This is a genomic window from Bacillus sp. JKS001846 (assembly GCF_900176455.1).
Lineage (GTDB): Bacteria > Bacillota > Bacilli > Bacillales > Bacillaceae_G > Bacillus_A > Bacillus_A cereus.
This window is the reverse complement of the sequence record NZ_FWYG01000002.1, coordinates 394,866-414,393: the sequence shown is the minus strand read 5'-3', so window position 1 is coordinate 414,393 and position 19,528 is coordinate 394,866. Positions and strand designations below refer to the sequence as shown.

Here is a 19,528-nt window from a genome sequence, read left to right as displayed (position 1 = left end):
ACTAATAAAAAAAGACCCAGTAATGTATTCTGGATTAAGAAACACCAACTCTTATGGTCTACGTATTCTATCTGAAACTAAATTTTTAATAATTCATGGTTTTTCGTATAAAATCAAATCATATATGTGTACTTGAAGAAATACGGATATTAAAATCGATAGACGAGGGAATGAGGCATACTGATACTAATTTTAAGGGGAGTTATTCAAAATATATTTTCTATTCAATTAAATCTTCCCTGTGTATCATGTTAACTGTTGTACTAATTGGATTGGTAAGATTAACAGATAATTATTTAAAGTGGGGGTAGTTCAATAAATCTGAAATTAACATTGTTTAATATAAGTGTTCAAAAAAGTTTATCAAGTTTTAATATTCGAAAAATCGTTTATATAAACAAGTATGTTGTGGTAACATTTAACAAAAGGGGGTAGCGTATATGAATGTTGAAATTATTTCTAAAGAAGAAATCACAAAATTATTAAACGACTGGTATCAAGCTATAATTTCACAACGTGTATTACAGTCTAATAAAATAAAAGAAGAGATTGCAGATAAAATCAATAATATTAAGGAAGACCAAACAATATTAGTCTACTATGCTTTATTGAATGCACGGTATAATCTGCTAATTCGTGATATGGATAGTTCAAAAGATATTTTGGATAAAATTGAGCCATTACAAGAGCCTACAGAAACATTTTTAGAGTACTATCATCATTTATTTAAAGCAATTTATGCTACTAATACAGCAAACCATAGTGAAGCAAGAATGCAATTTGAAGAAGCTGAAAAGTATTTAGAGTACATGCATGATGAAATCGAAAAAGCTGAATTTAATTATTGGCTTGCAGTTCATTACTATCACATATTGAAACCAATCCTAGCAGTTCAATTTGCTACGAAGGCAAATGAAGTATTTTCAATTAGTCCAGGGTATGAATTAAAAACTGCTGCTTGTTTGAATACTTTAGGGATGGCACACACTCGCTTAAGTGATTTCGAAAGTGCGGAAGAATATTTACTTTCAGCATTGGGTACTTTTCAAAAATCTAATGACGAAAGTCTTACTAAACGTGTAAAACACAATTTAGGACTTTTATATGCAAGTCAAAACATGTCAGAGTTAGCAATTAAGCATTTAGAGGAATCACTAGAAAACAACGCTAAAACGATGTTTCTTTTAGCAAGAGAACATATTAAGTTAGGTCACAATCATAATGCTAATGAATATATTGAGAATGGCTATAAGATTAGTGACTTATGTTATCGTCATCATTTTCAAATTTTAAAAGCATTACATAACTATGCACCACAAGAAGAATTAGAAAAGGTGGTCATGGAAGGTATTATGTATTTTGAAAGAGAAGAATTATATGATTGGGTAAAAGAATATGCTTATCTTTTAGGTAATATATTCTATGGTTCAGAAAATCACGAAAAAGCTAGCAAGTATTTACACATCGCTTTAGATGCAGATAAAAAGAGTATAGAAAGAAGGGCGCTAAAATGAAAAAAGCAATCTTATTAATGATGATGTTATCCGCTGTTTTTACTTTTGGTCTTACTAATGTAAAAGACGTATCACAAAATGAAACTATTGAAGTGTTTATGGATCATGGAGAGCATATTTAATTATCTAAAAAAAGAGGGAGCTGCGAGCACCCTCTTTTTTAATTATGACCATATTAATTTAGAAATAACATAAGTAGCAGTAGGAATGAAAAATATAAGAGATAATGTTCCATATTAGATGTCATAAAAAAACGCCTCCTATGTCGTTATTGAAAACAAGACAAAAGGCGTATAACTACCCGTTGTGGCTGACCGCCACCCTGTCAAGGTGGCGGTTTTTTAAATAATTTAGTCTTCTCTTTGTATTATAAACTCCCAAAACTTCTTTAATTCCTCACGCTTTTGAGGAGTCGCATTTTTTATATCTTCAAACCATTGAGAAAGCTCAGGATCCTGTATGTCTGTAACTTGTCTCATTTCAGTTGTACCGAGGAGGTAATCAATTGATACTTCAAAGAAAGTCGCTAATTTTATCAATGTATTATAATCAGGTTCTCGATTTCCTTGTTCATACATTGCATATGTAGTTCGAGCAATCCCTAGTTGATTTGCCATATCTTCTTGACGCAGTTTGCGTTCTTTTCGAAGAGTGTGTAGTCTAGTGCCAAACATATGCTACCTCCTTTTAGGTGTTTTCTATATCAATTATAACGTCACAATTTGTAACATTTAACAAAGTACACGAAATGTGTAAAAAACATTGATTTCATACTTATAATTATGTAATATAATCATTAGTTACACATTTTGTGACAAAGAAAGAGGGGGAATAATGAGGTTTTGGTTATTAGAAAAACGTAAAAATAAAGAGAAAACACAAGATTATGTTGCATATAAGGCAAGAATATCTAGAAGTATGTATGCAATGATTGAAATTGGTGAAAGAAATCCAAGTGTTGCTGTCGCAAAGAATATAGCTAAGGTGCTAAAGTTTGATTGGACTCTTTTTTTTGAAGATTAATGTCACGATACGTGTAATTTGAGGGTGAGAATTTCATTTCTATATTGTTTTCCTAAAACGAAATAATTTATTAATTATTTTTAAAAAAATATTAGATAAGGGAAGTGTTTAAATATGAACATGAAAACATTTGAAATGCGTGAAAAACGATTAGCGGAACTACTAGGTGCAAAGGTACTATGGGAATTTATAAGTGCTGTCACAGAGGAAATTGAAAAACAAGAATTAGAGTCGACACCAGGTTTATTAGAGGATCTATTCATACATGTGAAAGAAACCATTCAAATTCAAAATATGAATCAACGCATAACAAAAGCCCCTGTAAAAACAGAGGCTGGTGGTATAGATAAAGAGACATTATATATGGAAGCATATGTAGAATTAATTAATCATAAGTTTCTTATTTCTGAATTAGCTGTAGAGCTTTCATCTGTTCTAAAAGGATTAAATTGTTTTGTTCAATCATCTTTGCCACAGCTTCGAAGTGAGCTTGATTCTCAAGAACCTCAATCTGCTTCTCTTTAGGGAGTGATTGAAGTATTTCTTTTATTTCTTTACACTCGTATATGTTATTCTCCGAGTCTTCGATTATTTTATTGCGACGATTGGTGTATTCAAGTGCACCTAAAGTCGCTAATGCGCGAGGATCTAATCCTAGAATTTCCATGTATTCCTCTCCTTTCCTCTACAATAATTCGATAGGGGGAAGGAGATTCCTTTAATGAATTAGTAGAGTCTTTATATAGCTATACAAATTGTTAATGATTAGTAGATATGTTACCTAGCTGGAATGTAATAGAATTAGACTTTTAAAGAGTTTCTAAAAAGGATGAAAAGAAAGGAGAATTCAGTAATTCTCACTTTTTTCCCTTAAATAATCTACATATGATACGTTTGTTTTCTTTTATCATGAATTTTACATTGGATTTTTTGGGGAAGAGTAGGGAGATATATAGGATATGGGGATGAATGAATAGATAAACAAAATGAAAGAGAATTGTAAGAATTAGAGAGAATGTTGAGGGGTTATTAGGTAATAAATTTTAAAGTATTTAAGAGTGGGAAGGTGTGTATCAATCGTTACTTAAAAAGTAAAGGATTAGTCATTAAATAGGGAGAAGTGTCTAAGTTACTTGTATAGATGAAATAATGGAGCATATGAAATTAAAGCATGTTGAAATAAATAGAAGGGGATCTTTAGATAGGCTCAGCGTAGAATTAAGGCATGCTTAGAAAGTGACTATTGAATTCGAAGAAGTTAAAATGTGAAAATTTTCACTTATGTTAACCTGAATATCTATTACTTATTTACTCTATATAAAAAAGCAGCTGCACAAAAGTACAGCTAGTCTTCTTCACAAATTTATATGGCTTTAATGACGAATTGAGATTGAGGTATATATAGTAATTGAGCTGTTAAAGAAGTTGTTGTATTAGCAAATGGGTATGCTTCCTTATAAAGAAAATTACTATACACTATTTCATTCATTTCATAGGTCGTACACAGTTTTTTTAGGATTTTTTGAGAAATTTTATTTGTACAAGCAGCAATAAAATCATAATCTCTTTTACTTATTTCTTGAATGGCATGTGAAAGAAGGGTAGTGACTATACCACTTCCCATCCAATCTGGATGACAAGCGCCCATATCTAGATAGACCAATTTTTCTTTATCTAAATGAGAAAAATTAATAGATTCTGTTTCTAATGTATCTAAAAGTTGAAAAATAGGTTCCATTTGCGGGCATAGTTCAATCGCTTTCTCTGTATCTATTAGTGGCTGAGTTACTTTTTTTGTTAAAAGAACTCCAACAATTTGAAAATTTTCTATTGCTACAAATGACATAGCTTGAGATACAGCTTGTTTCATCATTTCTTCGCACATTTTGTGAAAAGGAGCAAAAGGAATTTGTAAACTGCTTACAAGAGGTTCGTTATTCACAAAGGAATGTGCAAGTAAGTGTGCTGCATCTTTCACGTGGTGTGTATCAAGTAGCTCTATATTCATATGTTTTTCCTCTTTCCTGATATAGTTAATAGTAATTAAAAGGATTAAAAAATTTTATTTAATTTAGTTAAGTTTAACTATTAAAGCGCTAACAAAAATGGTGATTAAACATATGAATAAATCTGTTTAGTAGCAATCGAAATATGTTCATAAAGAAATGCTACGACCTCATCTAAACATTCAACAGTTGTATATGGAGAGATAGAAAAGAATTTTAATGTGGAAATCGGATTTCTATCACTACTGTTTAATACATCTACTACACAAGAACGAGTTGTATCACCAAAAAATACTTGATCGCGATTTTTTCCTAGATAATTAAATAGTTCTATATTTAATCGGTTTGTATCCTCAATCTCTTCTTTTGTTGCAAGACCTATTCGTTCTTTTTTCCAATTTTCTTGGCCATCTCCATTCATATAGAAACGGAAAGTTGTAATTGGTCCATATGTAAAATCATTTGTGATTGCGACTTGAGGTAGAGCTTCACGCAACTTCTCTCTGAATAATAGATTTACACGAATATAATTTGCTAATAATTTTTGATATCCATCAATTCCAAAGGCTAATAGATTGATATACATTGGAATAGCACTACCAGCTCGTGAACATTCTAAAGTATAGCCTGTATGATAACTCCCATATGATCTATTACCAAGATAAGGTGTATCATCTTGGTCAATGTCCATCAGTTGTAAATCAGTATGACTTTTTACGATTAAAATACTTGAGGCATAAGGTGTTTGTCCTAATTTATGAAAATCAAAACATACACTATCTGCAAGAGACATATATTGCATTTTATCTTGTACGTATTGTAAGGCATTTTTTACATTAGGTTCAAATGAAAGTGGATTTTCTACAAAATTATAATTGTTAAAGAAGCTATAGAATCCGCCCATTGCAGAATCAGCATGGATATAAATAGGCTTTAATTTATATTTTTTCTGTATTGTTTCAGCGCTCTCTTTAATTTTTTTTATATCATCAATGGTAAATGTATCTGTGGACCCCATAGTAGCTAGAATATAGAGAGGGATACCGCCATTTTTAATAACCTGTATCATTTTATTCTCTAAATCTTCTATATCCATAGAATTTGTATAAGGATCAGTTTTTACTTTTATTAAGTGATTTGACCCGATGCCAGTTGCTTCAGCTGACTTTAATAAACTATAATGTGCATTTTCAGAAGCAAAGCAATATACATTTTGTGGAGCGCCATGTTCTTTTGCTGATGGGAATTGTTTAGAAATTGCTAAGCGCAAGCTCGAAAACACGCATCCTTGTCCACCCCATGTTGTATAGCCACCGCTATTATGCGGATTATAACCAATCAGTTTTGAAAGCATGGATACAACTTTTACTTCTGCTTCAGCTGCCCCTGGACCATATACATCCCAAACACCATTACCATTTAAAAGGGCCATGGTTATTACACCTAATAGTGAAGGTATACTTGGTAGTGGTACAGCGTTAGACAAGTAATATTTATTTGGATAAGGATGACCATTCATAAATTGGTTTAGCTCTTCTATAACCTCAGACATAGTGATTCCAGCTAGTGGAATATGACTTTGGTGAATTAAGCCATTGTAGTATCCTTCGGATTTTTCCTCACATGTACCTAAAGTAGCTCGCTCTTCATTTTTTAATCGGTCAAGATTTTTAATTATTTTCTGCATAGATTCTAATAAAAGTTGTTGTTTTTCTTCATTTCCGTCAACGCTCGGAAATAGTTTTAAAATATCTTGCATGCAGTCACTTCTCCTTGTGAAAAACTGGATTTTTATTTTACTTGGTTAAACATAAGGGTATAATGATTTGTAATTGCCCTTTCGAACACTTAGAAATGAGGAGCTATTTAGAAAAAAATGTAATTCCATAGAAGATTATATGAACTATGGAATTTAAAGTAAAGAAAAATTTTTTGATTTATTTTAAAAAAGTAATTGTGAGATAATGAAGTTTCTAAAAATATTTCTGAATTAATTGTTTATTCGGTTTGGATGTTTCCCTAGCATGTATTCAACTAGTGTAATAGATATTTTTATATAATGTAGAACGTATTATAAGGTAGTTTAATAAAAGGGTTCAAATACCTTATAAACTGTAGATATTGTTGGGAAAAGATAAAAGAAATAGGTTGGAAGTGCTAAAGATATATTCTAGTGGAGAAGAAGTAGTAGTATGGATTTGGAAAAAAAATCAGCATAATTTTTTATAGAAGAATAATTACTTAATCAAAGTTGTTTAATGAATTTAATTTTATTATCTAATAATAATGGACGAATTAAATGTGAAGAGTTTTCTTTAACCTGATTAGAATTTTTTGCACCAGGAATAGCAACTGAAATGGCTGGGTGAAGGAGAAAAAGATGAGAATAGATCTACCAGATAAAGTAACAAAATATGATTATGTAGATTTATATGATGAGAATCGGAGTAAAGTGGATATTAAAAGTACAGATGCTCTTATTCCATATAAAAAGTAAGAATTGAGGTCGAAAATGAACGTAAGGGGAATACAAGCAGAATTTGAAAAGTTACACTATTTTGATGCATGGGTTACTAAATTAGTATGCGACTATTTTGGTGATGAGGTATACCTAACTTATAAGAATGAAAATGGCGACGTAGATTTTCAATTTAGCGGTTGCTATAGAATAGATTTCAAACATAGCATGGGATATGTAAAAGAAAAGCCAATAAAAACATTTACATATGAACAGTTACCATATTTTCTTCATGATATTGAAATCGGTGAAGTAGAAAAAGAGGGCTTGAAATTATATACCTGTAATATAATTATGCCTCCTATGGAATTAGAAATATGGTGTAAGGATATAAAAATTGAAAGATAAGTATTATAATAAAAAACGCTCCAATTATTGCGAAAGAATTACAAGCATTGGATGTAAAAATACCAGGATTTTTCACAGATATCAATATGGGAATAAATCTTGCAAATGCATTTACGGACTGAGCTAATAGAATAGCAAGCCATAAGATTGATATTCCAGCTTCGAGAAATATTGATAACATTGATTTATGTAATGTGTTATATGATTTGGGTGTTCCACCGGAAAAAAACGCTGAGTTTATAGCGGGCTAAAAGTCTGCTAATCAATACATGACAACATCCATAGACTTTGTTTCTATACTGAGATGAAATAGAGAGGATATTTATTATAGAAACAATCCAATTAGATGACGGAAATTTACAAGTAAAGAGATAATGCATAAAATATTGAAAAATAAATTAGATCTACCGAATTATTATGGAGAGAATGCTGATGCGTTGTGGTATTGGTTAACAGCATGGGTTACTCTTCCTTTAACAATAGAATGGGAGTTTTTTAAAGATAGTAAGAATATGTTAGGCCGCAGAAGCGGATTTGATTTTAGAAACATTTCAAGATGCTCAAGAAGAAATGATAGGTGAATTCTATATTGTTGTAAAATAATGAAAAGAGCCTTAGGTAAACATAAAACCGTGCGAATATTTAATTTCTGCGGTTTTTATTATATCAATTTTGATGATTTTAATTTTAAAAATTAATTTTTTGTTGATAGGAGTTTGTATATGAAAGTAAAATGTATAAAAAATTCAGGAGATACATTTTCAGAGGGGTTATTAAAACAAGAATATAATCGAAATTCGATAATAAATTTAGAAATCTATAAGGAATATGTGGTTTATGGTATTAATTCATTGGGTGGAGAATTAGACTATCTAATCTTAGGTGAAAATGAAAACCTGCCTTCATGGTACCCAGCTGAATTGTTTGAAGTATCTAATCCTTTACAGCCTTTAGAATGGTATTTTGCAGATCATAAACAAAGTAAAGCGACAACAATAGAATATATATGGGGTTATAAAGAATTAGCTTTAAATGATAGACACGCTCTTGGTTTAATGGAAAGAGTAAATAAAGATATTGAAATATTTTTAAAGCGTAAAGCTGAAATTGATGAATTTGAGAAATAGTAAATGAAGTGATTAATCTATAAAAAACGTAGAATTAAATATTTCTAGTTTTTTGTACATAACATTAAAAAACAGCTTATTTTTGAAAAATTTGAAAGAGAGTCTTTATGTTGGCGCAAATATCTATTACAATGTGCCTTATATAAAAAAGTAGCTGCAATTGCAACTACCTTTTCATAAAAACATTATTATGCATATAACACCTTTAGCGTAGACTTGTGCTTAATGGTACTTGGGAATAAACTTTAAAATGTTTACCTTCGTCTAAATACAAGTTATACACACATATATTGATCTTATAAAGGTATATATTACACATAATATTATGTTAAAGGTGGCGAATTGTATCATGAAAGATTTTGTTCTCGAAAAAGAAAACATTATTCGTAAATATGGTGAATGGACCGCTTATGATATTAAATTAACGGATACTCTATATACAAGAGATATTCGACAACCAAATCCTGCGTTAAAAAAAATTGTGACAATGATTCAAGATATCACACAATGTGATTTTAAAAATCTTCGAATCTTAGATTTAGCTTGTTTAGAGGGGCATTACGCTATTGAGTTTGCTATGCAAGGAGCAACTGTTGTAGGGATAGAAGGAAGAGAATCAAACGTACAAAAAGCTATATTCGCTAAAGATTTATTAAGGTTGGAAAACTTAACCTTTTATCAAGATGATGTAAGAAATTTAAGTGCTGAAAAATATGGTCAATTTGATATTGTTTTATGCTCTGGTATTTTATATCATTTAGATTGCTCAGATGTATTCCCTTTTTTAGAAAAAGTGTATGAAGTCTGCAAAAGGTTTGTAATAATTGATACTCATATCACTCATATTCCCAATGTATCAGTACTCTATAAAAATTATGAATATAAGGGGCACACAATGCTAGAACACTCTGCTAATTCATCAATAGAAGAACGTTTAAAATCAAAATGGGCATCATTAGATAACATTACTAGTTTTTGGATGACAAAATCCTCTCTATACAATTTTTTAACGCGAACAGGTTTCTCTTCTATAAATGAATCCAGAAGTTTAGTTCAAGAAGATAGGGTTACTGTTGTAGCTTTTAAGAAATATCCTATAGAAATTAAAAGCTCTCCTGAAACAGAAAAATACATTGAACCCGATTATTTAGAATGCTAAAAATAACACGTTTAAGTTTAATATCCTAATCACTCTGTATGAGGTTGTACTATATGCCTCTCAAGCTAAAATCTTAAAGTATCCCTAAACAAAATTATCAATTTCCCAAAAGCTATTTATATAAATGCAACTTGTTGTTTCCGTTTTGAGGGCACTATAAAGTTTTAGCTTTATAGTGATGGGATAGAACCGCATTGCTATCAACTTAAAGAAATACTTCCGAAAACAAAAAATGAAAAGAATAATAAAAAAGCTTATCATTACGTGTTAAAGGATAAGCTTTTTTATTTAGAGTTCGATAGAACTCTTTACTTAGGAATTCCCCACTTCTAAACGAAGTGAAAGTGGGGGTAGTTCAATTGTAATTACAACAAATTAGTTAAGAAAGACTTAAATACAAGTGGTTACTAAAATAGTGTCTTTCTTAAATTGTTCGCATTTAATGTACCTCATGTAACAGTCTTCTTATCTCATTTTTTCTAAGAGTCATCCCAGCTTCAGAAACTGTGTAACGGAAACCAAAGAAACATGAAGCCAATTAATACAGTAAAAGAATAATTTAAAAATATGTTGAGATTATAAAATGGTGCCAAGAAAGGATTGCTCATTTTATGCTTCTACAGTTCATACAATAAATTGATGAATTTCTAAAAGCGGAACCATATTCGGAAAGTTAGGCTGATGGTGAGTGAAGTAAAGAGGGTTGTTGTCACACATGGCTATCCCAAAGTAAAAAAAACGTTATTCTTTCTAAATAAGCTAAATAGGAAAGAATAACGTTTTTTTTATGAATTTCTCGATTGAATCACTATATATCATTCAAGTAACAAACAATTATAAAAAATTGTTTGTTACTTAAATTTATTTCGATTTGTATAGAGTTAAATTTCACCTTCTAGCGTGGCAATATATAATCTAAGCTTCTATTTTTCGGTTTGAGGGTATCTTCTTTTCCTTAGCTTGATGACGATGTTTCCGTGCCCCATTAAAGGCCATCCCGAAAGGAATGGTCTATTTTTTATGAACGAATATCGGACTTTTTGAAGATTTCAATGAGGCTGGTGAAGCTATCACTGGCATGACCAGTCTTCATGCCGCGTCTGAAGACTTCAAGAACAGTTGCTGGCAAAGCGATGTCGATGCCGGCTTCTTGGGTAGTATGAACAACGTGCTCAACGCTCGCCAAGCCCATTGCGAGTCTGTCCACGTCACCAGGGTGCTCACTCTCGTCGAGACGCGGGGTATAGAACTCTACGAATTTCGGCAGTGATGACATCATCGCCGAAGCGTATGGTAGGAATTGCTCCGCCGTAATGCCGTTTGCGTTAGCGATTGCAAGAGCATGTAGGTAACTCAGCATTGCCGTCCAGAATATATCCATCTGTATCTGATAGTATAGCATGGCTAATCCGGGGTCCTCGCCCCGATAATCGGTACTTGTTAACACTTCCAAGGTCTCCTTGTGAGCCTCGAAGACCACTCGCTCACCACTATAGTATGTGTAAGATTCCGATTTACCTATGCCTGACGGTGGAACTTGCACCCCTCCAGTAATATGCCGTGCTCCACGGTCTTCCAACCATTTAGCCGCCTTACGAACTTTCTCTGGGGTATCCGAACTCAAGTTAACGAGCACCTTACCGAATAAGTTCTCAGAGGCGGGTTCAAGAATGGAGTACATCACATTGTAATCTGTAAGGCTAAGGATTACTAACTCGTTAGCAGCTAACGCCTCGTTGACTGTGGACACCCTGATGGCTCCTTTTGCTACAAGCTGGTCTGCTTTACTTGAAGTCCGATTCCACACGGTCACCGAGTACCCGTATTCCAGAAAAACGCCTGCCATCGCTTGACCCATCGGCCCTAATCCTAGGACTGTTACTGATTTTCGGTTCCCAACCGTGTTTGTAGTTTCAGAACCATTTTTCTCATTTTGGCTATTACTTTTCAATGAAAAACCCCTTTCAGATGAAATTAAGTAAATCATAAAGGATTACACTAGTGTCAATGTCAACACAAACAAAAATGGCCCCGGAGCGATTCATCATGCTCGGGGGCCATTTCTACATTAAACAGTTCTCTTTTTCCTAATCGTTAAAGCGATTTGCCTCTCCAGTAATCTCTTTAATCCATGAAGTGCTTCGATTTGATAATTCACATTACTTAGCTTTCTTTCATACGTTTCCAGCATCTCTTCGCAATATTCATATTCGTCAGGATTTGCCGATTCGCTCTTGAACAATACTTTAATCTCATCTGCTGTTAGTCCAAGCTTCAAATATAACTGAATTGCTTTGACCCGTTCTATGGCCGATTCGTCGAAATCCCGGTAATCGTTCTCCAACCTATCTGCGTTTAGAAGTCCTTTATTTTCATAATGCCGGATGGATCGTATGCTGACATTGGTCAATCGTGCTAGTTCGCTTATTTTCACTCCTAACAAGCCTCCTTGCATGTTCGTAATAAATTGATTATACAACGGCTGGTTTTCCATTATTATTTCGCCTAAATGAACTTGAAGCATCTGTAAAATAAGTTTTTCCCAAAACTCCCCTGTATTTGTGATGCGATTCACCGTTCTAGATTTTAAACTATCCTCCATGATTTATATACACAGTTTATGAACATATTTCTAGCTAAAACGGACGAAAACTTCACCCATATGAGAATATTTTTGGGGTTTTTAACGAGTATACTGGATTAAGAGGACAAAAGAAAACTGTATGATTTTTAGAACTATCTAGGGGGACGGAAACATTGTCATCAAGCTAAGGACCCCTAGGTTAAATAAAATTGCGTGATTTTAACAACGTTAAGAGTGTTTAATGCAGCACAATGTCATTTTGGCTGTATCTCAAGAAGCAAAATCAAATTAGAGAAGAGACGGAATTCACCTTGTTAAGAGTGAACCAATCCTTTAATTTTTATTTTTAAAGTGAGAGATTTATTTTTTTGCTGCGTTATATAAATTGTAAATCTATTTTGTAAGAAGGATTATTGGGTTTTTCACTTACATTTAATAGTTAGGTGGTGAATTATGAAGGATATTTATGAGTTATTAAATGATATAGAAATAAGTGAAAGTGATTTTAAAGAATTGAATGTAACTGAATTTGAAAAAAACAAATTGAAAGAATCTTTAAATAAAACAATAGAAAAAAAGAAGTTTAAATAATGTTCACATTTGGTTTTTGATAAAAATTAATATCAAATACAAGTCAATTTGATTATATAAATACACAAGGGAATACGACGAAAAGGCGCATTTTAGTAAAATTATTATATTTGAAAATTCTGAATATTTTTGACAGTTTTATTATTTTTATTAGCAGAGGTTATTATAATTGTCGTTTTTTGTACTTTTTTCTTTTTGACAATTTTCAGAAAAAATAAAATAATAAGTGAGCAAGTCATATTTTATTTTTTAAAATTAGGAAGGTGGATGTCAAATGGGATTAAAGAAAAAATTGTCTAGTTTCGTATTAGGCGCTGTGTGTGTAAGTGCTTTTGCTACATCAGCAGCAGCTGCTGTAGTAGATGTTGGGGGCGGCAAATGGGATCATGATTATTCTAATGGTGTAGTACATTCTTACTATCTTCATAATAGTAAGGTGCACAGTGCAGCTGTTAAAGTTGGAGGTCAAACTTATTCAAGTGGTTGGATTGGTGAAGGCACTTGGGCTAAAGCTTCAGCTACTTATAGTTGGTATGATTCAATTTCAACATATTATAACCTTCAATAGTCAATCTAAAAGGATTTCAGTGTATTTATCACTGAAATCCTTTTACATTAATTATTTACAGTAAGGGATAGGAGAAACTATGAAAAAGATATTATTAATTATGATTAGTTTAGGGTTTTTGATATGTTCTGTTTTGAGTATCTTTTTATTTGATTTAAAAGAATCGTATCAGCAAGTATATTTTCCAGGAACTAATGTTTCTACAATTGAAATTACTTCATGGGCTAAGGATCGGAAAAGTATTGATATTTTGACTGAATTAGAGAATTTTGCAAAAGAGCAAAAGATTAATATTTATAAAAAGCAGTTTTCTACTTCCAATAAAGGTGGAGTGAATTATGATTACTATTATTCTATTTATAATCGATCTAAAGTTAGGGATGTAATTCCTTTAAAGAATGTAGATATAGAAAATCATAAAATTTTATCAACAAATAATGGTGATATTGACTTATTTAATAAAAACTCAAGTATGACGCTTCAGCCGTTAGTAAAGGCCGAGGAAAAATCGATAATAGGTTTTTACAGTTTTCAATATCAAACTAATAATCAGCGTGAAATGATTAAAAATAAATTAACAGATTTAGGGTTGATTTATAATGACTATAATTCGCTGAATATCAAATATTTTATTGGTACTTTGTTAGCGATGCCAGGAATTTTCATTTTAATGATAAGTGCAATTATTTTCATGATTGTAATGTTTTTTGTAACTTTATATGAGATTTTTATGCGATATAAGGAGTTAGCTATTTTAAAACTTCATGGATATAAAAAGAGAACCATTTATGTTTATATAATGATAGAGAAATTGAAATTAATTATTTATCTTTTATTACCAACAATGATAATTCTATTTTCATTTGTGTGGTTTGCATTTGAAGGAAAACGTTTCTTTGATTTTATATTATTTAGTATGTTAATTTTTATTGTTTATATTATAGCTATATTATTTATTAATAGTGTTGTATTTGTTGCTGTTAAATACGTTACTATACAAAGAATGATTAAAAATAAACAGCCTTTTAAATTTATAAATATATTAAATATTACGTCAAAGTATGTTGCATCTTTCATTTTAATTTTTTTAGTATTTAATTTGCTACATACCCAAAAAGATTTAAATGATCGTATTCATAAAATGAAGGATTGGGATAAATTAAAATCATATGCTTTTTTTGAGTATGGAGGAAAAGCGTCTGACTTAGCTAATAATGAAAAGCAAAATTATCAAAACGGTCTGAGTATCGTTAACTTATATAAAAAGGTTGAAGGTCGTTCTATTTTGATGGCTCCTTCTAGTTACTTTATGCCTGGTTCATCTGGTTCTAGATATGATGAATCTATTTCACAAAAATATGCTGTAGTTAATAGTAACTATTTAAAAAATCATCAAGTATTTGATATTGATAATAATTCTTTAGAAAACTTAAAACCTAAAAGTGATACTGAATTAACTTTACTTGTACCAGAAAAGTACCGTTCGTTGGAAAAAGAGCTTAAAAAAGATTTTTTGGATTATTTTAGAACACAGAAGTATTTTGATAAAGTAGTGATTAAAGAGATGACTCAAGATGATTTCAAATCTCAAAATCTATCTTTAGATTTTCATTATATAAAAAATAATCAGTACCAGTTTTTATATGATCATACGAATTCTTTTGAAAAAGAATCAGTAACAGATTGTATTTTAGTTTTGATTGATTCTAGTACGTTTGGACCAGAAAGTTATGTTAGTTATATAAGTAATGGCCGAATTTTAACAGAAGTGAATGATATTATGAATTCTTATCGTGAATTGTTACCGGTTATTTCTGAAACTAAAACTGAGGATTTAATTATTGGAACTCCTGGGGTATATGCATCTGTATCTAAAAAAATAAGTGATTTAAAACAGGAAAGTTTGATTTTGAAGTTTACACTAATATTTGTAAGTTTATTATTGTTTTTTATTGTTTTTATTACTATTTTAAATTATTTGGAGCGTAGTAAGTTTGTTTTAGCTGTTCAAACAATTCATGGTTATTCATTCATGGATAAACATTATAAGTTTATTTTTATCATAGTGAGTTTATGGTGTATAACATTATTAACATTTGTTCTATTTTTTGGAGTTTCCTTATTTATTATTTCGCTTATTGTTGGTGTGGCATCTTTCGAGTTATTATTAACCCACTTTATTATAAGAACTTCAGAATACAAAGGAATAGTATCTGTTGTTAAAGGAGAGTAAAAATGATTGAAGTAAAAGAACTAAGTAAAAAATATAATTCACATTATATCTTTAAAAACATAAATTTTGAAATTTCTCGTGGAGAAATGGTTGCTTTAATTGGTCCAAGTGGAGTAGGAAAATCAACATTGTTAAATATTATTGGTTCTTTAGAATCTTTTGAAGAAGGCGAAGTGTTGATTGATGGGGAGAAAATAAATTATAAACAAAATATAAAATTATTACGTGACAAATTTGGATTTTTATTTCAAAATTATGCATTAATAGATCAAGAAACAGTTAGTAAAAATTTAGATATAGCATTAAAATTTAAAAAAAACATAAATAAAGAAGAACTAAAACAACAAGTAATGCGTAAAGTTGGGCTTATGGATAAAATGAATAATAGAATTTACGAACTAAGTGGTGGAGAGCAACAACGGGTTGCATTAGCAAGATTGATGCTAAAACCATGCGAAGTTATTTTAGCTGATGAGCCTACAGGTGCATTAGATTCAGAAAATCGTGATATGGTTTTGGGGTTTTTGAAAGAATTGAATCAGGAAGGTAAAACATTATTAGTTGTTACACATGATCCTTATGTGGCTGAATTTTGTGATCGTAAGATTGAGCTAAGCTCATATAATTTAATTAAAAATTAAATTACAGAATAAAAGAGATGAAGATCAAATATATTAATTTGTCATTCTTCATCTCTTTTATTATTAGGGGCCATCATATCAAAAATAGACGATTCTGGGTATGAGGGACTACTATGAAAAAAATAATTAGCAAAACAGTTAAAAAGAACGTGTAGCTATAAATATTGAGGGAAAGCATCCATAGCGGATGCTTTTTTCTTTGCTATATAAAATTTATATAATAAATGAGGAATTAACTAAGCAGACAATTGAATACTGTAACCATCATGCCTCATACATTGATTTATAACTAAAATATTTAAAATAAATGTTTGTATAATTTTCCCAAACCTAATTTCTTTATCACATAAATAAAAAAAGATAAGACAATTCCATTACATATATTCAAAAATTATATTTAGTTACAATATGAACTTCATTTTATAATATGTTCTTGCTAAGACAAATAATGCTTTAAAATGATTCGGTATTTTATTTATAATTTCAGAATTCTGGCGGATCGCCAATGGATAGTTTATATTTAACTATTATTTTTTATGAATAATAACATTCAGAATAATCAAAACACTATTATTCTGTTGATATAGTCAATTTGTTTTAAAACAGACCGTCTGTAATAGGCGGTCTGTTGTTTGTTATGGTCGGCGACTGCTATTCTTTTACTCATCTCATATTATATTTAGTTTAAGAATTGAGAATAGAAGAATAGGATTAGAAAAATTAATGTTTTGCCAAATAATTTATTAAATATACTTAAAGGGATAAACAGTTCTGCTATTGTAAGGCTTTTGAGTTTATTCTTGTTTGGTCTTTTTATCAATTCTTTAAATGTTTGAAAGTTTATTTTATTAACGAAAGACCAATTTGGCATAGCTTTTGTATCTGAATCTATTTTGAAAATGATATGAATACTATGTGCATGAAAACCGCTTATTATTAAAATAAGCATAAACCCTAAAATAATGAACCAAGTCATTTTTCAACATCTCCTTTCAGTATTTAATATTAAGATATTAAAACTGTTGAGAAAGTGTGCTGTTGTCCATGAAAAATATTGAGAATTTGTTGAGGAAATGTTGAGAATGTTGCAATGCGATTGATTGTAGGGGAGTTAGAGTTAATATTGCTTGTCAGATTATATGCGTGAAAAAAGGAAATAGGAAAGAGAACAGTTGCGTAGACTGTTCTCTTAAGGAGCGGAAGTGCTGAACATTTTCAATGACAATGATTCAAACATTCCGTTAATAGTATGTACAAATATTTATAATTCATACAAGAAAGGCGGCTATTAAAAATAGCCGCCTTGCCTCAGGGAGAATTCAAGAAAATCAGAGATTCATTATGGATACAGATTGGCTGTTACCAATCTATTCGTAGTATTGGAAATAATTCCATAAATTATTCATAAGTTAAAATCTCAATTCATCGTAGGATGTGCATTAGGACTTGAAAGAGGCATCAATGACAATTTAGAAGGAGATATTTCTATACAACATATGGAGGTACAATGGAAGGGTGACGATAAAAAATAAAAAGAGCAGTTAGAATGAACTAACTGCTCAGCTCCAGGGGAAATGGATAGTTTCAATTATCAAGACAATAAAAAGACAAGCAATAAGGATTAAATTTGAAGAAAGTGTGTTGTTTTAATTGTATTAGGAGTTTTAATCATCGTATAACTACCTCCCCTATATGAATGGATAAATTGGAAATATCCTATAGGCTTAACTTTATGTATGATATTTGGACATTTTGGGTTACTAGAGTTTTAAATGAACTGTCATATCTTTACTAAATGCTTTTATGCTATTGCCACTTTCTATTTTTAAATAGTTCGTTAAACAGGGTGTGAGTATGTAAGACATATATATACAAATAAGATATTTATATTAGTATTTGGTGTGGAATTTATTATACGTTGAGTTTTTCGTGATGTAATTTCTTTAGATCAATTATTTGGTTTAAATATAGGATTTATTACGTTATTAATGGCGTTTTTAGTAAAGAAATATAGTAAGGAGCTATATACTAATTGTTAATTTGAGCTTTCTTTAGATGAGTATTTCAATAGTAATGAGATACTTTTTTTTGCTTGTTAGGATTGTAATGCCTTTATTTATGGTATTTTGAATGTATACTGTTATTCTGTAAGTTTTTGAAACGAGCACATAGAATAGTAAATATTAAGGCAAGATTGCTTCTGTCTTTTTTATCTTCTTTTGACTTTCGGTTTGTGTGATAATTAAATCGAAAGGGCGTGTGAAAATGAAGATAGCTGTAATACAAGCAAGTACCCAAACTAGCAAAAATGAACTGATTTTTGAAGAGACAAAAAGGGCTGTGGCGGAGCATGGATATGAAGTGCTCAATTTTGGTGTTACAGTTGAAGAATCCGAGTTAAGCTATATCCAAGTGTCCTTAGCAGTGGGGCTACTATTAAATTCAGGTGCAGTTGATTTTGTCGTCACTGGATGTAGTAGTGGTGTTGGTATGTCAATTGCCTGTAATACACTACCAAATGTCATTAGCGGCTATCTGCCAACTCCAACAGATGCGTTCTTATTCGGTAGGATAAATAATGGAAACTGTGCATCACTGCCACTTGGATTGAACTTCGGTTGGGCGGGCGAATTAAACCTTCGCTTTACGCTTGAGAAACTATTTGAAGAACCGTTAAATACTTGGTATCCTGAAGAATCCGCTGAACGAAAGAAACGTGATTCAGAGCTTTTTAAAACAATTAAAGGGTTTTCACATCATGATATTGTTCAGATTCTAAGTCAGTTAGATGGAGCCGTTATTAATCCTGTTCTTCAAAAACAAGATTTAGTGGAATTCCTCTTGCGGAATGGCACCAATATAGATATATCAAATTATCTTATTGAACAAACAAAGCATTTTAATTATGGTAGGTAAATACTGTATTTTTCAATACATTTGGCGATTTTATCGTTAATCATAAGTTGATTCAATACCCTTGATCAATTGCGAATATGACCATCATTCCATTTGTTTTAGAACTTTTTCACAGGTAAATATAGAATTTTTAGTAAGGCGTTTTCGTTCAGGAAAGCGCCTTTTTCGTCTACTTACGGAAACTTGAATTGATGCTTTAGACAGCGTTTGTCGTGTACATAGCTTTGTGAATATCAGCGCTATAGTCAAAGATTAAAGAGTTGTTCGACATGCGACCAATGCTTCTCAAATGTATCAAAC

The 19,528-nt window shown here is 31.0% G+C and carries 18 protein-coding genes and 3 pseudogenes; 14 read left to right on the top strand and 7 right to left on the bottom strand.

Annotated features, from left to right (window positions below; genetic code table 11):
- The first annotated feature begins 440 nt into the window (after window positions 1–440).
- Window positions 441–1,514 carry a Rap family tetratricopeptide repeat protein gene (locus B9A45_RS30990; RefSeq protein ID WP_084065902.1) on the top strand — a complete coding sequence of 358 codons (1,074 nt, stop codon included), beginning with the start codon at window positions 441–443 and terminating at the stop codon, window positions 1,512–1,514.
- On the top strand, window positions 1,511–1,636 hold the full coding sequence (locus B9A45_RS30985) for a hypothetical protein (protein ID WP_000709205.1): 126 nt from the start codon (window positions 1,511–1,513) through the stop codon (window positions 1,634–1,636). Before B9A45_RS30990 ends, B9A45_RS30985 begins: the two co-directional genes overlap by 4 nt.
- Before the next feature lie 228 nt (window positions 1,637–1,864).
- On the opposite strand, the gene B9A45_RS30980 is transcribed toward B9A45_RS30985, so the two are convergent.
- On the bottom strand, window positions 1,865–2,188 hold the full coding sequence (locus tag B9A45_RS30980) for a helix-turn-helix domain-containing protein (protein ID WP_084065901.1): 324 nt from the start codon (window positions 2,186–2,188) through the stop codon (window positions 1,865–1,867).
- Between the two features lie 160 nt (window positions 2,189–2,348).
- Here B9A45_RS30980 and B9A45_RS30975 point away from each other — a divergent pair, with 160 nt between their 5' ends.
- Together B9A45_RS30975 and B9A45_RS30970 are read left to right on the top strand one after the other, a co-directional pair.
- Window positions 2,349–2,537 carry a helix-turn-helix transcriptional regulator gene (locus B9A45_RS30975; protein ID WP_084065900.1) on the top strand — a complete coding sequence of 63 codons (189 nt, stop codon included), beginning with the start codon at window positions 2,349–2,351 and terminating at the stop codon, window positions 2,535–2,537.
- Between the two features lie 114 nt (window positions 2,538–2,651).
- Entirely contained in the window at window positions 2,652–3,062 is a 411-nt protein-coding gene (locus tag B9A45_RS30970; protein ID WP_084065899.1) for a hypothetical protein, read from the top strand.
- Window positions 3,063–3,900: 838 nt separating this feature from the next.
- Here the strand turns inward: B9A45_RS30970 and B9A45_RS30960 are convergent.
- From B9A45_RS30960 to B9A45_RS33320, 3 genes and pseudogenes are all read right to left on the bottom strand, one after another.
- Entirely contained in the window at window positions 3,901–4,545 is a 645-nt protein-coding gene (locus B9A45_RS30960) for a GNAT family N-acetyltransferase (protein ID WP_084065898.1), read from the bottom strand.
- A gap of 104 nt (window positions 4,546–4,649) precedes the next feature.
- Complete coding sequence (locus B9A45_RS30955) at window positions 4,650–6,302, bottom strand: pyridoxal phosphate-dependent decarboxylase family protein (RefSeq protein ID WP_084065897.1); 1,653 nt, start codon at window positions 6,300–6,302, stop codon at window positions 4,650–4,652.
- A 486-nt stretch (window positions 6,303–6,788) separates the two neighbouring features.
- Window positions 6,789–6,917: pseudogene (locus B9A45_RS33320) on the bottom strand (aldo/keto reductase); the annotation flags it as partial.
- Between the two features lie 138 nt (window positions 6,918–7,055).
- Between B9A45_RS33320 and B9A45_RS30950 the strand changes: the two are divergent.
- The 5 genes and pseudogenes from B9A45_RS30950 to B9A45_RS30930 all read left to right on the top strand — a co-directional run bounded on the left by B9A45_RS30950 (window position 7,056) and on the right by B9A45_RS30930 (window position 9,695).
- Window positions 7,056–7,409: a hypothetical protein gene (locus B9A45_RS30950; RefSeq protein ID WP_084065896.1), complete on the top strand. Its 354-nt coding sequence runs from the start codon at window positions 7,056–7,058 to the stop codon at window positions 7,407–7,409.
- A gap of 11 nt (window positions 7,410–7,420) precedes the next feature.
- A pseudogene (locus B9A45_RS33135) lies at window positions 7,421–7,621 on the top strand (hypothetical protein); the annotation flags it as partial.
- A 115-nt stretch (window positions 7,622–7,736) separates the two neighbouring features.
- A pseudogene (locus B9A45_RS30940) lies at window positions 7,737–8,012 on the top strand (barstar family protein).
- Between the two features lie 119 nt (window positions 8,013–8,131).
- Window positions 8,132–8,536, top strand: coding sequence for a hypothetical protein (locus tag B9A45_RS30935; protein WP_084065895.1), 405 nt, complete (start codon window positions 8,132–8,134; stop codon window positions 8,534–8,536).
- Between the two features lie 349 nt (window positions 8,537–8,885).
- Window positions 8,886–9,695: a class I SAM-dependent methyltransferase gene (locus B9A45_RS30930; RefSeq protein WP_142263117.1), complete on the top strand. Its 810-nt coding sequence runs from the start codon at window positions 8,886–8,888 to the stop codon at window positions 9,693–9,695.
- Window positions 9,696–10,713: 1,018 nt separating this feature from the next.
- On the opposite strand, the gene B9A45_RS30925 is transcribed toward B9A45_RS30930, so the two are convergent.
- Both B9A45_RS30925 and B9A45_RS30920 read right to left on the bottom strand, forming a co-directional pair.
- On the bottom strand, window positions 10,714–11,682 hold the full coding sequence (locus tag B9A45_RS30925; protein WP_256891738.1) for an NAD(P)-dependent oxidoreductase: 969 nt from the start codon (window positions 11,680–11,682) through the stop codon (window positions 10,714–10,716).
- 81 nt (window positions 11,683–11,763) lie between these two features.
- Window positions 11,764–12,129 carry a MerR family transcriptional regulator gene (locus tag B9A45_RS30920; protein ID WP_084065997.1) on the bottom strand — a complete coding sequence of 122 codons (366 nt, stop codon included), beginning with the start codon at window positions 12,127–12,129 and terminating at the stop codon, window positions 11,764–11,766.
- Between the two features lie 603 nt (window positions 12,130–12,732).
- Between B9A45_RS30920 and B9A45_RS32450 the strand changes: the two genes are divergently transcribed.
- From B9A45_RS32450 to B9A45_RS30905, 4 genes are all read left to right on the top strand, one after another.
- Window positions 12,733–12,870 carry a hypothetical protein gene (locus tag B9A45_RS32450; protein WP_179135426.1) on the top strand — a complete coding sequence of 46 codons (138 nt, stop codon included), beginning with the start codon at window positions 12,733–12,735 and terminating at the stop codon, window positions 12,868–12,870.
- Window positions 12,871–13,144: 274 nt separating this feature from the next.
- The gene (locus B9A45_RS30915; RefSeq protein WP_084065892.1) at window positions 13,145–13,438 is read left to right on the top strand and encodes a lactococcin 972 family bacteriocin; all 294 of its coding nucleotides are present in this window, start codon (window positions 13,145–13,147) and stop codon (window positions 13,436–13,438) included.
- 79 nt (window positions 13,439–13,517) lie between these two features.
- Window positions 13,518–15,671, top strand: coding sequence for a DUF1430 domain-containing protein (locus B9A45_RS30910; RefSeq protein ID WP_084065891.1), 2,154 nt, complete (start codon window positions 13,518–13,520; stop codon window positions 15,669–15,671).
- A 2-nt stretch (window positions 15,672–15,673) separates the two neighbouring features.
- Window positions 15,674–16,312, top strand: coding sequence for a putative bacteriocin export ABC transporter (locus tag B9A45_RS30905; protein WP_084065890.1), 639 nt, complete (start codon window positions 15,674–15,676; stop codon window positions 16,310–16,312).
- A gap of 679 nt (window positions 16,313–16,991) precedes the next feature.
- Here B9A45_RS30905 and B9A45_RS30900 read toward each other — a convergent pair.
- Complete coding sequence (locus B9A45_RS30900; RefSeq protein WP_084065889.1) at window positions 16,992–17,288, bottom strand: hypothetical protein; 297 nt, start codon at window positions 17,286–17,288, stop codon at window positions 16,992–16,994.
- 1,289 nt (window positions 17,289–18,577) lie between these two features.
- Here B9A45_RS30900 and B9A45_RS30890 point away from each other — a divergent pair.
- Window positions 18,578–19,228 (top strand): RpiB/LacA/LacB family sugar-phosphate isomerase, encoded by a 651-nt coding sequence (locus B9A45_RS30890; RefSeq protein ID WP_084065888.1) that lies wholly within the window; start codon window positions 18,578–18,580, stop codon window positions 19,226–19,228.
- The last annotated feature ends 300 nt before the right edge of the window (window positions 19,229–19,528 follow it).